Origin of the sequence: Bradyrhizobium diazoefficiens, from assembly GCF_016612535.1 — a bacterium.
In the GTDB taxonomy this organism is placed as follows: Bacteria; Pseudomonadota; Alphaproteobacteria; order Rhizobiales; family Xanthobacteraceae; genus Bradyrhizobium; species Bradyrhizobium diazoefficiens_C.
Window position 1 is genome coordinate 1,992,353 of record NZ_JAENXS010000002.1, and the last position, 14,200, is coordinate 2,006,552.

At 64.2% G+C, this 14,200-nt stretch carries 10 protein-coding genes; 2 read left to right on the forward strand and 8 right to left on the reverse strand.

What is annotated here, in order from left to right; all coding sequences use genetic code 11:
* Positions 1 to 426 precede the first annotated feature (426 nt).
* Complete coding sequence (locus JJE66_RS26215) at positions 427 to 3,903, forward strand: indolepyruvate ferredoxin oxidoreductase family protein (protein ID WP_200517345.1); 3,477 nt, start codon at positions 427 to 429, stop codon at positions 3,901 to 3,903.
* 129 nt (positions 3,904 to 4,032) lie between these two features.
* Here JJE66_RS26215 and JJE66_RS26220 read toward each other — a convergent pair whose 3' ends face one another.
* From JJE66_RS26220 to JJE66_RS26235, 4 genes are all read right to left on the reverse strand, one after another.
* Positions 4,033 to 5,760 (reverse strand): FAD-dependent oxidoreductase, encoded by a 1,728-nt coding sequence (locus JJE66_RS26220; protein WP_200517346.1) that lies wholly within the window; start codon positions 5,758 to 5,760, stop codon positions 4,033 to 4,035.
* 58 nt (positions 5,761 to 5,818) lie between these two features.
* Complete coding sequence (locus JJE66_RS26225) at positions 5,819 to 6,838, reverse strand: S1C family serine protease (RefSeq protein WP_200517347.1); 1,020 nt, start codon at positions 6,836 to 6,838, stop codon at positions 5,819 to 5,821.
* A 93-nt stretch (positions 6,839 to 6,931) separates the two neighbouring features.
* Positions 6,932 to 7,381 carry a hypothetical protein gene (locus JJE66_RS26230; RefSeq protein ID WP_200517348.1) on the reverse strand — a complete coding sequence of 150 codons (450 nt, stop codon included), beginning with the start codon at positions 7,379 to 7,381 and terminating at the stop codon, positions 6,932 to 6,934.
* 7 nt (positions 7,382 to 7,388) lie between these two features.
* Entirely contained in the window at positions 7,389 to 8,987 is a 1,599-nt protein-coding gene (locus JJE66_RS26235) for a GMC family oxidoreductase (RefSeq protein WP_200517349.1), read from the reverse strand.
* A gap of 200 nt (positions 8,988 to 9,187) precedes the next feature.
* Here JJE66_RS26235 and JJE66_RS26240 point away from each other — a divergent pair, with 200 nt between their 5' ends.
* On the forward strand, positions 9,188 to 9,976 hold the full coding sequence (locus JJE66_RS26240; protein WP_200517350.1) for a thermonuclease family protein: 789 nt from the start codon (positions 9,188 to 9,190) through the stop codon (positions 9,974 to 9,976).
* A gap of 214 nt (positions 9,977 to 10,190) precedes the next feature.
* Here JJE66_RS26240 and cyoD read toward each other — a convergent pair whose 3' ends face one another.
* Genes cyoD through JJE66_RS26260 form a run of 4 tightly spaced genes read right to left on the reverse strand, consistent with a single transcriptional unit; the run spans position 10,191 to position 14,041 of the window.
* On the reverse strand, positions 10,191 to 10,580 hold the full coding sequence (cyoD, locus tag JJE66_RS26245; RefSeq protein ID WP_200517351.1) for a cytochrome o ubiquinol oxidase subunit IV: 390 nt from the start codon (positions 10,578 to 10,580) through the stop codon (positions 10,191 to 10,193).
* Complete coding sequence (locus JJE66_RS26250; RefSeq protein WP_200517352.1) at positions 10,577 to 11,218, reverse strand: cytochrome (ubi)quinol oxidase subunit III; 642 nt, start codon at positions 11,216 to 11,218, stop codon at positions 10,577 to 10,579. Before JJE66_RS26250 ends, cyoD begins: the two co-directional genes overlap by 4 nt.
* Complete coding sequence (cyoB, locus tag JJE66_RS26255) at positions 11,218 to 13,218, reverse strand: cytochrome o ubiquinol oxidase subunit I (RefSeq protein ID WP_200517353.1); 2,001 nt, start codon at positions 13,216 to 13,218, stop codon at positions 11,218 to 11,220. The genes JJE66_RS26250 and cyoB overlap by 1 nt, the downstream gene beginning before the upstream one ends.
* Positions 13,208 to 14,041, reverse strand: coding sequence for a cytochrome ubiquinol oxidase subunit II (locus tag JJE66_RS26260; RefSeq protein WP_200517354.1), 834 nt, complete (start codon positions 14,039 to 14,041; stop codon positions 13,208 to 13,210). The genes cyoB and JJE66_RS26260 overlap by 11 nt, the downstream gene beginning before the upstream one ends.
* Positions 14,042 to 14,200: the final 159 nt, after the last annotated feature.

A 14,200-nucleotide genomic window follows, 5' to 3' on the forward strand; every position in this document is an offset into this window, starting at 1 on the left:
CCATTGTGTACAATAGTGGGTGAGCATGGGCGGCGATGGAATTCGTTGCGCGCTCAAAATGTTACGCGAGACGCTGGCGTCTGCTTATTCCCTGTGCGACGACTTTGCGACGTGCAATTGCCTAGAGGATGAGCGGACCGCGACGCTCTCCCGACATCATTCCGCGGCGGCGCGAAGCGTCGAGCCCGGGATCATCACGCGGCAGCACGCAAGGTGAAGTGGCTTGGACAGGATCGCCTCCACCTCCTGACCTTCGAGGCGTTGCGCAAGCCATGACTAGCAGGAGCGCCACGGATGCGGCTAGCCATATTGACTTCGCCGGGCCATCCCCTTGACTGTCACAATTCACGTCGCGCAGCCGCAATCCCTCCCGCAGCGCAAACCCCAAGTCGAATTCGAGCCGAGCGACAGACAAGGACTTCCGAAATGACGCTGATGCAGGTCGAGCTGGACGACAAATACCGGCTCGAATCGAAGCGGATCTTCCTGTCCGGCACCCAGGCCCTGGTCCGCCTGCCGATGTTGCAGCGCGAACGCGACCGGCTTCAGGGGCTCAACACAGGCGGCTTCATCTCCGGCTATCGCGGTTCCCCGCTCGGCATGTACGACCACGCGCTGTGGCGCGCGAAGTCGCACCTCCAGCAGCACGACATCGCCTTCGTCCCCGGCCTCAACGAGGATCTGGCGGCGACCGCAGTCTGGGGCAGCCAACAGATCGGCCTCTTTCCCGGCGCCAAGGTCGATGGCGTGTTCGGCATCTGGTACGGCAAGGGCCCTGGCGTCGACCGCTCGGTCGATGCGCTCAAGCATGCCAACGCGGCCGGTACTTCACTTAACGGCGGCGTGCTGGCGCTCGCCGGCGACGACCACGGCTGCCAGTCCTCGACCCTGGCGCATCAGAGCGAGCAGGTGTTTGCGGCGGCATTGATCCCGGTGATCAATCCGGCGACGCTGCAGGACTATCTCGATCTCGGTCTCTATGGCTTCGCGCTGTCCCGCTTCTCCGGCTGCTGGGTCGGCTTCAAGGCCATCAGCGAGACCGTGGAGAGCTCGGCCTCCATCTATAGCGATCCCGAAAGGATCCAGATCAAGCTTCCCGATGATTTCGAGATGCCGCCCGGCGGCCTCAACATCCGCTGGCCCGATCCGCCGCTGGACGCCGAGCGGCGCCTGTTCGGTCCGAAGATGGCTGCGGTGCAGGCCTTTGCCCGCGCCAACCAGCTCGACCGCATCGTGCTCGACTCCAGGCCGGCGCGGCTCGGCATCGTCGCAACCGGCAAGGCCTATCTCGATTTGCGCCAGGCGCTCGCTGACCTCGGCATTACCGACAAGGACGCGCAGGATCTGGGACTGCGCATCTACAAGGTCGCGCTGACCTGGCCGCTGGAAGAAAGCGGCGCGAAGCGTTTCGCCGACGGTCTTCAGGACGTGCTGGTGGTCGAGGAGAAGCGCGGCTTCATCGAAGACCAGCTGATGCGCATCCTCTACAACATCGATGCATCGAGGCGCCCGACCGTCACGGGCAAACGCGACGAGCGCGGCGCGCCGCTGCTGCCGAGCGAAGGCGAGCTGACGCCGACCATCGTTGCGTCCGCACTGGTGGCGCGGCTGCGCAAGCTCGGGCATCACAGCCCGGTGCTGGAGCAGCGCCTTGCGCGGCTCGAAGCCTTCGACCATCCCGTCACCACCGGCGCCCCGATCAAACTCGCCCGCACGCCGTTTTTCTGCTCGGGCTGTCCGCACAACACTTCGACCCGCGTGCCGGAAGGCAGCCGCGCCATGGCCGGAATCGGCTGCCACGGCATGGCCCTGAGCATGCCGACCCGCCGGACCGATCTGATCTCGCATATGGGCGCCGAGGGCGTGAACTGGATCGGGCAGGCGCCCTTTACCAGCGAGAAGCATATCTTCCAGAACCTCGGCGACGGCACCTACACGCATTCGGGGCTGCTGGCCCTGCGCGCGGCTTCCGCTGCAGGGATCAGCATCACCTACAAGATCCTCTACAACGACGCCGTCGCGATGACCGGCGGTCAGCCCGCCGAGGGCGGCTTCAACGTCGCGCAGATCGCGCATCAGGTCTGGGCCGAGGGCGTCAAGCGGCTTGCGATCGTCTCCGACGACCCGACCAAATATCCTGACAGCAACTACTTCCCGCAGGGCGCGACCATCCACCACCGCCGCGAGCTCGATGCCGTTCAGCGCGAGCTGCGCGACATCAAGGGCCTGACCGTCGTCATCTACGACCAGACCTGCGCCGCGGAAAAGCGCCGCCGCCGCAAGCGCGGGCTCTATCCCGATCCCGCCAAGCGCGCCTTCATCAACGAGTTCGTCTGCGAAGGCTGCGGCGATTGCTCGCAGGCCTCGAACTGCGTCTCAGTGCAGCCGCTGGAGACCGAATTCGGCCGCAAACGGCAGATCGACCAGTCGAACTGCAACAAGGACTTTTCCTGCGTCGAAGGTTTCTGCCCGAGTTTTGTCACCGTGCATGGCGGCACGCTCAAGCGCGTCAAGACCTCTTCGGTCGATTCCGGGCAGTTGTTCGCCGACCTGCCGCTGCCTCCGGTGCTAGAGCTCGACGGCCCCTACAACATCCTCGTCACCGGCATCGGCGGCACCGGCGTCATCACCATCGGCGCCCTGCTCGGCATGGCCGCCCATGTCGACGGCCGCGGCTGCTCGGCGCTGGATTTCACCGGCCTGTCGCAGAAGAACGGCGCCGTGATGAGCCATGTGCGCATCGCACCGAGGCCGGAGGATATCTCTGCCGTCCGCATCACCACCGCCGGCGCCGACGTCATCCTCGGTTGCGACATGATCGTCTCGGCAGGCCCCTCCGCGCTCAGCCGCGCCGAGCGCGGCGTGACCAAGGCCTATATCAACGCCGACCTCCAGCCGACCGCGAGCTTCGTGCAAAACCCCGACCTCGATTTCGAGATGGGCACGATGCAGACCGTGCTGTGCGACGCGATCGGCGAGAACAACCTCGACATCATCGATGCGACCGGCATTGCGGCTGCGCTGATGGGCGATTCGATTGCGACCAATTCCTTCATGCTCGGCTTCGCCTTCCAGAAGGGCGCCATCCCGCTGTCGCTGGAGGCCCTGCTCCGCGCCATCGAGATCAACGGCGCCGCGATCGAGATGAACAAGCTCGCCTTCACCTGGGGCCGGCTGGCCGCCCACGACATGTCGCGGGTGCGCAGCGTGCTTCAGTTCAAGAACCGCGCCTCCGCGCCGACAAAGTCGCTCGACGACATCATCGCGACCCGCGCAGAGTTTCTGAGGGGCTATCAGGACAAGGCCTATGCTGATCGTTACCTCGCGGCCGTTGCCAAAGTGCGCAAGGCAGAGAATGCCGCCTCGCCCGCATCCAGCGAGCTTACGGAGGCCGTGGCGAAGAATCTGTTCAAGCTGATGTCGTACAAGGACGAGTACGAGGTCGCACGGCTCTACACCGACGGCAGCTTCGCGAAGAAGGTATCGGAGAGATTCGACGGCGATTTCACGCTCAAATACCACCTCGCACCGCCGATCTTCGCGCAGCGCGACAAGACAACCGGACATCTCCAGAAGAAGGAGTTCGGCGGCTGGATGATCCACGCCTTCCGCGTGCTGGCCAAGCTCAAGTTTTTGCGCGGCGGCGCGTTCGATGTGTTCGGGCGCACCGCGGAGCGCCAGTCGGAGCGGAAGCTGATCGAAGATTATCTCGGCATGATCGATCAGCGGATCGCCGGACTGAAGGCGGAGCAGCTCCCGCTGCTGGCGCGCCTCGCCCGTGTGCCGGAGACCATCCGCGGCTTCGGTCACGTCAAGGAATCCAACATCCGGCTCGCGGCGGCCGAGAAGGCGCGGCTGGAAGCCGAGCTGGAGAACAGCCGCTTTGCTGCGGCTGCGGAGTAGCAGTTAGGACCCGAGCTCCCTCCACGCGTCATTGCGAGAAGCCCATGCGACGATGCAATCCAGACTGCCTCCGCGATTTCTGGATTGCTTCGCTACGCTCGCAATGACGCGGATGCAGCGGGGATCCGATCAAACGGATGTCTTTGCGGCGCCGAGTGTCGTCGTCACACTCCCCTCCGCCAGATGCCGTCCCGCAATATACCCGAATGTCAGTGCTGGACCGAGCGTGATCCCCGGCCCCGGATAATTGCCGTTCATGATCGAGGCCATGTCGTTGCCGCAGGCGTAGAGACCCGCGATCGCTGTCCCGTCTTCGCGCAGCACGCGCGCATGGGCATCGACCTTCATGCCGATGGCCGTACCGAGATCGGCCGGATAGATGCGCATCGCGAAGAACGGCGCGCGGAGGATCGGCGCGACGCATGGGTTCGGCTTGTGAGCGGCGTCGCCGAGATGCCGCTGATAGATGGTGCTGCCGCGACCGAATTCGGGATCACGGCCGTCCTTCGCGTCGGAATTGTAGCTCGCGACCGTCGCGGCGAGTGCGGACGGGTTGATTCCAATCTTCGCCGCGAGCTGCGCGATATCAGGCGCCTCGATCAACTCACCACTCGCCACGTAGTGTCGGACGTTGCGCGTGAACGGCTTGATGCGGCCGAGGCCGTAGCGCCACAGGAACGGACGGTCGCAGACCAGGTAGAACGGCCGATCCGGCTCGCCATTGCCGTCGCGCAGCATGGCAAGCACGAACTCGTGGTAGGATAGCGCCTCGTTGACGAAACGGCGGCCTGCGGCATTGACGGCGATCACGCCGGGCTTGGCGCGGTCGGTCACCGTGTGGGGGAACACGCCGCGGCTGCCATCGGCGCGTCTGAATAGCGAGGCGGGCACCCAATAGGCCGGGCTCGATGCGTCCGTATTGAGCGCAGCGCCGGCTGTGGTCGCGAAGCGAAGTCCGTCGCCCGTGCTGGACGTGTTGGTCGCCGAGACAAATCCGGCCGCAGGCGGGAAGAAGCGCTTGCGTAAAGCCACGTCGTGCGAGAAGCCGCCAGTCGCTAGCACCACGCCGCGGCGTGCCGCAATCAGGCGATCACGCGAGCCATGGCGGATCACGACGCCGCTGACGCGATCGTCCTGCGTCGTCAGATCCTCGACATCAGCACTGAAGAGGATCTCGACTTGCCGTGCCAGCAGCGAGGCGTACAGCCGTGCCGCGAGAGCATTGCCGAGATGCAGTGTCGTGCCGCGCGGATTGCGCAGCCGCTGCAATGCGTATTCGGACACCAGTCGCGCCGCCCGTAATGTCGAACGCAGGGATTTTCCAATCCGGCGCAGATGCGGGATGTCGAGACGGTTGACCATCATGCCGCCGAACAGCGTGAACTCCGGCAGAGGCGGTCGCAATCGGGCGAAAGCATCGCCCAGCCGCGTGCCGTCGAAAGCGACCGGCTCCAGCACGCGCCCGCCGGCCGTCGCGCCCAGCCGTTCCGGATAATAGTCCGGATAGGCCTTCACCGGCTGAAGGCGAACTTCGGTGTTGGCTTCAAGATAGGCGACCGCCTCCGGCCCGCGCGCGAGGAAGGCGGCACGCAAGCCCGCATTGGCGGGCTCGGGCACGGTACTCGCAAGATACTGGACCGCATCCGTGACGCTGTCGGAAAGCCCCGCCTCCTTCATCTTGGGATTGGCCGGAATCCAGACCATGCCGCCGGACCAGGCCGTGGTACCGCCGACGAAGGCGGTCTTCTCGATCACCAGCACTCGCAGGCCTTCGGCGGCAGCAACAGCGGCAGCCGTCATGCCACCGGCGCCGGCGCCGATGACAATGACGTCGTAGGTCTCATACGCCGGCATCATGCGGCAAATATCCGAAGGCGAGGCATGACATCGTCATACCCCGCCTACGGGCTCGCAGCTAGCGCTGTGGCTTGCGCTCGATCGGGTCGATGTCGATCCCCCGCAGGCGACCTAGCCGCAGCACGTCGATGGCGAGCCGCCGGCCGATCCGGTCGCGGTCGAGCACGCGGATCAAATCGTCGACGCCGTTGATCTCGACCCCGTCGAGCTTGATGACGACGTCGCCCGGCAACAGGCCCGCTTTCGCTGCGGGGCCATCCGGCTCGATCTGCGCCAGCAGCGCGCCCATGTTGTTCTCGACACCGGCCAGCACTGCGTGACGCCGCGGGACCGGTGCGGTCTGTCCGGCGACGCCGATATAAGCGCGGCGGACATAGCCGTGGCGGATGATCTCCGACAGCACGAATTGCGCGGTATTGCTCGCGACCGCAAAGCAGATGCCTTGCGCGCCATTGATGATGGCGGTGTTGATGCCGATCACCTCGGCCTTCGACGACACCAGCGGTCCACCGGAATTGCCGGGGTTGAGCGCGGCATCGGTCTGGATCACGTCCTCGATGGTGCGCCCGCTCACCGAGCGGATCGAGCGCCCGAGCGCCGAGACGACGCCGGCGGTCACGGTCGATTCGAAGCCCAGCGGATTGCCGATCGCGATCACGAGCTGGCCGCGCCGTAGGTTCTTGGAGTTGCCAAGCGCGGCATAGGGCAAGTCGCGCACGCCGTTGGCGCGCAACAACGCGAGGTCGGTGTCGGGATCGACGCCGAGCACCCTTGCGTCGCCCACGTTGCCCTCGACGTCCCGCAGGCGAATTTCTTTCGATGCGCCGACCACGTGGCTATTGGTGAGCACGAGCCCATCCGGCGAGATCACGATGCCGGAACCAAGCCCGCCGCGCTCGCGGCCGTTCGGCACTTTTGGCCCGGTCTCGACGCGCACGACCGCGGGTCCGACACGGTCGGTCACGTCGATCACGGCATTGGAATAGGCGTCCAGCAAGGCCCGGTCGTTGTCCGGGGTAGCCACCGCCGCTCGCGATGACGATCCGTCATCGACGACATCTGAGGTGAAATCCAACATGGTAAAAGTCCTTGAGGCTCACACAGATGGTGGCCTGTTCCCTCCCGCGCAAGTGGCCCGCCTGGGGCGCGCAAGGCTGGGCTGCCGAGGTGGCTAGGGCGCTTGCCGCAGCGTGCCTGACCTGGCCTTGACGGGGTCGAGCAGCGACCAGTCGCCGTCCGGGAGCACATAGCCCTTGGGGAATGGCGCGCGCAGCTCGAGCCCGAGCGAGCGGAGTACGCGGTCGTCGCGGTAGTAGCATTGCAGCACCACGCGGACGAGCGTTGCGGCAGCCGCGCCGCCGTGCTTGCGAAATTCCTTCGCCACCGCGTCGCGCCTGGCGGCATCGAGCTCCGCGAGCGGCTGGCTTGCAAGGCGCGCCAGATGGTCCAGCGCCGCCGTCACCAATCTGATGTCGCGGCCGAGCGTGGCAAGGATATCGGCCTGGATCGCGGAGTCGTCGGCGCCGGGCACCTTGTACTCGTCGCTGGCGGGCACGATCATCACGGCGATAGTGCGGAGGTCGTCGCGTTGGGCGCGCGTGAGTTGATGGTCTGTGGACATGACGGCCTCAGTCGAACAAATTGGCGAGGCGCTGTTTCATCTGGTCGGCGATGTAGAGCGCGAGGGCCTGAATGGTGGACGTTGGGTTCACGCCACCGGAGGTGACGAAGATGCTGCCGTCCGCGATGAAGAGATTCTTCACGTCGTGCGTGCGGCCCCATTCGTTGACGACCGAGCGTTCGGAGTCGGTGCCCATGCGCGCCGTGCCGAGCAGGTGCCAGCCGCCCCACGGGATCGGCGAGTTGACGCAGATGTCCGTCGCACCCGCGGTCTCGAGAACCTCCCGGCCGCGCGCGAGCGCGTGGTCCATCATCTTCCGGCTGTTCTCGGAAATTGTGTAGTTGATCTTCGGCGCAGGAATGCCGTGGCTGTCTTTCAGCACGGGATCAAGCGTGACCTGGTTGTGCTCTTCCGGCAGATCCTCGCAGATCGCGGAAAATCCCAGCCGGTGGCCGTTGAGCTTGCGGAACACGCGGTGATGATCCGCGCCCCAGGGCAGAATGCCCTTCTGCTCGCTGACGACGGCCTCGAACACCGGCCCGGCGCCGCGCACGAACTGGACGCCGTAGCCGCGCACAAAGCCGCGCGAGAGGTCGGTGTCATACCACTCCTTGCTCCACAGGCAGGTCGGCGGCGCGCGGTTACTGTCGGTCGGCTCTTTCACATAGCCATAGATCTGCGCATAGGGATGGAACATCAGGTTTTTGCCGACGAGACCCGATGAATTGGCGAGGCCGTTCGGAAAACGCGCGGACGCCGAGTTGAGCAGCAGGCGCGGCGTGCCTACGCCGTTGCAGGCGACGATGACGACATGCGCCGGCTGGAACTGCTCGACGCCGTCCTTGTCGTAATAGACCACGCCCGAGGCCATGCCGTTCTCGTCGGTGGTGATCTCGCGCACCCGGCAGTGGGTGCGCAACTCGACGCCGGCGCGGACGGCATGCGGCCAATAGGTGATGTCGGTCGAGGATTTCGCGCCTTGCGCGCAGGCGGGCGTGCAATGGCCGAGATTGACGCAGCGTGCCCGGCCCTCATAGTCGGTGGTCGCGACCGTCGTATCCGACGGCCACCAATGCCAGCCGAGCTTGTTCATGGCCTTGCCGATGATGGCGCCGGACAATCCCATCGGCTGCTGCGGCATCGGCGGATGCGTCAGCGGCGACAACGGATCCCCTGACAGCCCCGACGTGCCCATCATCCGGTCATTTTCTTCGAAGAACGGCGTCAGCGCGTCGTAATCAATCGGCCAATCGTCGGCGACACCGTCGAGCGTCTTGACCTTGAAGTCGGAGGGGTGCAGCCGCGGCCAATGTGCGGTGTACATCACCGTCGAGCCGCCGACCGCGTTGTAATTGACGACCTTGATCGGCGAATTGTCGTCGTTGATGGGATAGTCTTCGGGCCGGCCGCGGACATTGGGGCTCGACGACCACTCGCCGTAGAACTTGGCTTCCCAATCGCGGCCCGTGCTCGGATATTCCGCCGGGTTCATCCAGCCGCCCTGCTCCAGGCAGAGGATGTGCATCTTGGTCTCGGCCAGCGACCACGCCATCGCCGCGCCCGAGGCGCCGGCGCCGATGATCAGGACGTCCACGGGGTCTTTCATCAAAAAATCTTCCTCCCGCCCTCGCCGCTTCCCGGGCGATTCGGCCGTCACGGCTCACAAGGCCGACAAACGATAGGGGCAGACCGGCCAGCGAGTAAAGGCTGGCGGGCGAATGTCGCACTTCGCACAGCGCAGACCATTGGTATCGTCCCATCCGGATGCTAGGAACGAGGAGCTAGAGCAATCGATAGCGAGAAATTATGTCCGTCGAGAATTCATTTGCCGCCGCCCGCGCCTTCGCGCTCGTTTTATTTCTCGCTTTGTCCGGATTTCTGGGGGTTACCAGCCCTGCCGCCGCGCTGACCGCAGCTGCGACGGTCCGGGACGCCAATTCGATCCAGCTCGGCGACGTCACCTACCGGCTCGACGGCGTTGACGCACCCGAACTGGACCAGGTCTGTATCGACGACCACGCCGATGCCTGGAGCTGCGGCATCGAGGCCCGCGACCAGCTCACCAAGCTGATCGGCGGAAAGCCCGTGCGCTGCGACGATGTCGGTCCCGAGAAGAATTTTGGCAAGCGCCACCGTGCGATCTGCACGGTCGAGGGCGACAAGGTTTCGTTGAACGAGCAATTGGTCAGGCTGGGCTTTGCCATTGCGCGTGAGCCCCTCAAGGCCAACGTCAAGCCGGCGGCGGCCGACGCCAGGACGGCCTCGGCCGGGATCTGGAAGGGCTGCTTTGTTGCGCCGCAAGACTTCCGCACCGGCAAGAAGGACGGCGCCCTGCTCGGCGCCGCGTGCCGCTCCGACCGCGACAAGGAGATTCGCGCGGTGCTGTTTCCGGACGAGCTGACGGCGCCGCCGAGCTGCAGCATCAAGGGCAAGCTGGCGGTGCGCGCGCGCGTCACCGGCAATATCGGCATCTACCATCTGCGGGGTTGCCCGAGCTATGCCGCGACCACCAAGCCGGACCGCTGGTTCTGCTCGGAGGAGGACGCGCAGGCCTCAGGCTTCCGCAAGGCCTATAATTGCCGCCGGCCAAAGTGAACAATTGGTTCACGCAGCCGTGAGTGGTAGCCGGAGACAGTATTGATCCGGAATTGAACTCTTGCGCGAGTTGCTGCACTTATGAACGTGCGCACGCGCCTTGCGCGAGCGCATCCTTGGCAGACGATCCTCTTCGGATTGTCTTTGCTCGGGCGTTTCCTCCCTAGACTTGGGCCGCTTGTCACCACAAGCGGCTCCTCTTTTTTGTGCGGCGCTAACTGTGCATCCGAATGAACTGATCCATCGGCGGCATGTTCTGATTCAAATGCCCCATGATCCAGACGGTGCCACCAACCAACAGGAAGACAACCAGCAGGCCGAAGGCGAGCGCAAGCACGTTGTTGGTGTTGTCCGGACCCGTGGTGATGTGCAGGAAGAACACCAGATGCACGCCCATCTGCGCAATTGCGAGCACGATCAGCGCAACGGGGATCGAGGGTTGCCAGACCAGATCCGTTCCGGCGATGAAGAACGAGGTCGCCGTGAGCAGCAACGCGAGGCCGAGACCAACGACATAGCCAACGATCCGCTCACCGACACTGTGTTGCTCCTCCTCGCCCGGTGCGAGGTCATGTTCGATCCGCGCGCGGGTCTGATCGCTCATACGCCACTCCCAAGCAGGTAAACGACGGAAAACACCCCGACCCAGATGATGTCGAGCGCATGCCAGAACAGCGCAAAGCACATCATCCGGCGAAGGACGTCGGCGCGAAAGCCCTTTGCGAAGACCTGGGCCATCATGGTCAGGAGCCACAACACGCCCGCCGAGACGTGCAGGCCGTGGCATCCGACCAGCGAGAAGAACGACGTCAGAAAGGCGCTGCGTGACGGGCCATAACCGCGAGACACGAGATCGGCGAATTCCTTGAACTCGATGACCAGGAAGATCAGCCCGAGCAAGCACGTCACGGCCATGCCGAGATAGAACCAGAACCGGCTGCGGACGTCGGCCGCGATGCTGGCCATGCCACAGGTGAAGCTCGAGAGCAGCAGGCAGACCGTCTCGATGGCGACGTTGCGCTGGTCGAATATCTCCGAGCCCTTCGGGCCGCCTGCGATCTGGTCGGCCAGCACCGCATAGGCTGCAAAGAAGCAGGAAAACATCACGATGTCGGAGAGCAGGAATATCCAGAAACCGTACGCCGTCACGATACGTTTTGATGCCGGCCCTGGATGCTCGGCGGCGCGGCCGACATGATGCGGATCGGCATGTGCATCGCCATAGGTCGCCGTCACCGCCATCAGACCGCCCCCGCCATGCTGACGAGGCTGCGCCGTTCCTCGAGATTGACACGGTCGATGCGCGCGACTTCGGCGGCCGGAATGACGTATTCGTCATGGTCGCGCCAGGCGAAGACGACGAACGTCGCGAACGCGCCGATGCCGCCCAGGATCACCATCCACCAGATGTGCCAGATCAGCGCAAAGCCCATGATGGTGGCGAAGAAAGCGCAGACGAAGCCCGTCGGCGAATTCCGGGGCATCTCGATGTCGTGATACTCTGGGGATTCATGCTCAAGCGATTGCTGCTTGGCGTGCGCCTTCAGATCCCAATAGGCATCCTCGCCGCGCACATCGGGATGGAAGGCGAAGTTGAACACCGGCGGCGGCGACGAGGTCGCCCACTCCAGCGAACGGCCGTCCCAGGGATCGCCGGTGCGGTCACGCAGTGCCTCGCGGTTGCGGATGCTGACGACGAGCTGCACGATCTGGCAGATCACGCCGGTCGTCAGCACGGCCATCCCAATCGCCGCCGCGATCATCCAGGGCCGCCACGCCGCGACGTCGTAGTGCTGCATGCGCCGTGTCATGCCGAGCATGCCGGCGACATAGAGCGGCACGAAGGTGATGTAGAAGCCTGTGAAGGTAAACCAGAACGCGCGCTTGCCCCAGCGCTCGTCGAGGCGGAAGCCGAACGCCTTGGGAAACCAGTATTCGAAGCCGGCGAAGGCACCGAACAGCACACCGCCGATGATGACGTTGTGGAAGTGCGCCACCAGGAACATGCTGTTGTGGAGCATGAAATCGGCCGGCGGCACCGCGACCAGCACGCCGGTCAAGCCGCCGATGATGAAGGTGACCATGAAGCCGACCGCCCACAGCATCGGCGTCGCAAAACGGATGCGACCGCCATACATCGTGAACAACCAGTTGTAGATCTTCACCCCGGTTGGTATCGCGATGATCATGCTGGCGATGCCGAAGATGGCGTTGACGTCGGGACCCGCACCCATCGTGAAGAAATGGTGCAGCCAGACCATGAAGGAGATGACGCAGATCGCCATGGTGGCGAGCACCATCGAGCGATAGCCAAACAGCGCCTTGCCGGAGAAGGTCGACACCACCTCCGAGAAGATGCCGAACGCCGGCAGCACCAGGATATAGACTTCCGGATGGCCCCAGGCCCAGATCAGGTTCATGAACATCATGACGTTGCCGCCGGCCTCGTTGGTGAAGAAGTGGAAGCCGAGGTATCGGTCGAGCAGCAGCATTGCGAGCGTGGCGGTAAGAATCGGGAACGCCGCGACGATCAGCAGGTTCGAGGCCAGCGTGGTCCAGCAGAACATCGGCATGCGCAGATAGTTCATGCCCTTGGTGCGCAGCTTGAGCACGGTGGTGACGAGATTGATGCCGGCCACCAGCGTGCCCACGCCGGAGATCTGGAGCGACCAGGCGTAATAATCGACCCCGACGCCCGGCGAGTAGGACAATTCCGATAACGGCGGAAAGGCGAGCCAACCGGTGCGCGCAAACTCGCCGATCACGAGCGAGAGATTGACCAGCAGCGCGCCGGTCGCGGTCAGCCAGAAACCGACTGAATTGAGCGTCGGGAACGCGACGTCACGTACGCCAAGCTGGAGCGGCACGACCAGGTTCATCAGCCCGATCACGAACGGCATCGCCACGAAGAAGATCATGATGGTGCCGTGCGCAGAGAAGATCTGGTTGTAATGCTCCGGCGGCAGATAGCCCTGCGACTGATAGGCGATGGCCTGCTGGATTCGCATCATGATGGCGTCGCTGCCGCCGCGCAGCAGCATCACCGACGCGAGCAGGATGTACATCACACCGATGCGCTTGTGATCGACGCTGGTGATCCATTCATGCCAAAGATAGGGCAGATGCCCCTTCACCACGACCCAGGCCAGCACGGCGAGGATCCCGATCAGCACCACGGCTCCGGCAATGAGCGGAATGGGCTGGTCGAACGGGATGGCCGACCAATCGAGCTTACCGAGCATCGTGGCCTCCACTGTGCGGACGGCCAGCATCCGAGAGCAGCTCCGGCCCGGGCCCTGGCGGAATGTGCTGGGTCGCGATCAGGTCGAACAGGCGGGGATCGTCGAGGCGATAGGTCAGCGTTCCCTTCTGCACGAACTGCTGCATCAGCTTCTTGTAGCTGTCCTCGTTCAGCACGGCGTCGGTCTTCGCTGTCGTCGCGACCCAATCTGGAAAGGCCAACGGCGAAACCACGTGCACGTCGAACATCATCTCGGGAAAGCCGTCACCGGAGAAATGCGCCGACAGACCCTTGAAGTCGCCTTCATTGTCGGCGCGCAGGTTCAGCCGCGTCACCATGCCGTTCATGGTGTAGATCATGCTGCCGAGCTGCGGGATGAAGAACACGTTCATCACGCTCGCCGATGTCAGCTGGAAATTCAGCTCGGCGCCGGCCGGCACAGTCAGCGTGTTGACGGTGGCGATGCGCTGATCCGGGTAGATGAAGAGCCATTTCCAGTCGAGCGAGACGGCCTGGATGCGAAGCGGACTGCCGGTCCCTGGCACGGGCGCTGCCGGATCGAGCTTATGCGATCCGATCCAGGCGACGCCGCCGAGCAGGATGACCGTCAGCGCGGGAATCGCCCAGACCACCATTTCGACGCGGCCGGAATAGACGAAGTCCGGCTGAAATCGCGCCTTCGGATTGGAGGCACGAAACCAGAACGCGAACGCCAGGATCGCGATGATCGTCGGCACCACGATCGCAAGCATGATGAAGACGGAATCGACCAGGATGGTGCTGTTGGCGGCAGCCACCGGCCCTTGTGGATCGAGCAGATTCATTGGAAAGCCACTGGCGATTGGGAAACCCCGACGGTGAGCGTAACGCGAGAAACGCCCCTGCCCCAAAACGCAGTTGCGTGAAGAGGGTTCCCCGGACAATCGCCGCTCAACCGCGTCTCATCTCGTGCGGCGGCATGCAATTCCGTGCGATGTCAATGA

Excerpts from the sequence above, each read along its gene's own strand:
- JJE66_RS26215 (WP_200517345.1), top strand. The coding sequence starts at position 427 with ATGACGCTGATGCAGGTCGAGCTGGACGACAAATACCGGCTCGAATCG.
- JJE66_RS26260 (WP_200517354.1), bottom strand. The coding sequence starts at position 14,041 with ATGAATCTGCTCGATCCACAAGGGCCGGTGGCTGCCGCCAACAGCACC.
- cyoD (WP_200517351.1), bottom strand. The coding sequence starts at position 10,580 with ATGAGCGATCAGACCCGCGCGCGGATCGAACATGACCTCGCACCGGGC.
- JJE66_RS26240 (WP_200517350.1), top strand. The coding sequence starts at position 9,188 with ATGTCCGTCGAGAATTCATTTGCCGCCGCCCGCGCCTTCGCGCTCGTT.
- cyoB (WP_200517353.1), bottom strand. The coding sequence starts at position 13,218 with ATGCTCGGTAAGCTCGATTGGTCGGCCATCCCGTTCGACCAGCCCATT.
- JJE66_RS26235 (WP_200517349.1), bottom strand. The coding sequence starts at position 8,987 with ATGAAAGACCCCGTGGACGTCCTGATCATCGGCGCCGGCGCCTCGGGC.
- JJE66_RS26225 (WP_200517347.1), bottom strand. The coding sequence starts at position 6,838 with ATGTTGGATTTCACCTCAGATGTCGTCGATGACGGATCGTCATCGCGA.
- JJE66_RS26230 (WP_200517348.1), bottom strand. The coding sequence starts at position 7,381 with ATGTCCACAGACCATCAACTCACGCGCGCCCAACGCGACGACCTCCGC.
- JJE66_RS26250 (WP_200517352.1), bottom strand. The coding sequence starts at position 11,218 with ATGGCGGTGACGGCGACCTATGGCGATGCACATGCCGATCCGCATCAT.
- JJE66_RS26220 (WP_200517346.1), bottom strand. The coding sequence starts at position 5,760 with ATGATGCCGGCGTATGAGACCTACGACGTCATTGTCATCGGCGCCGGC.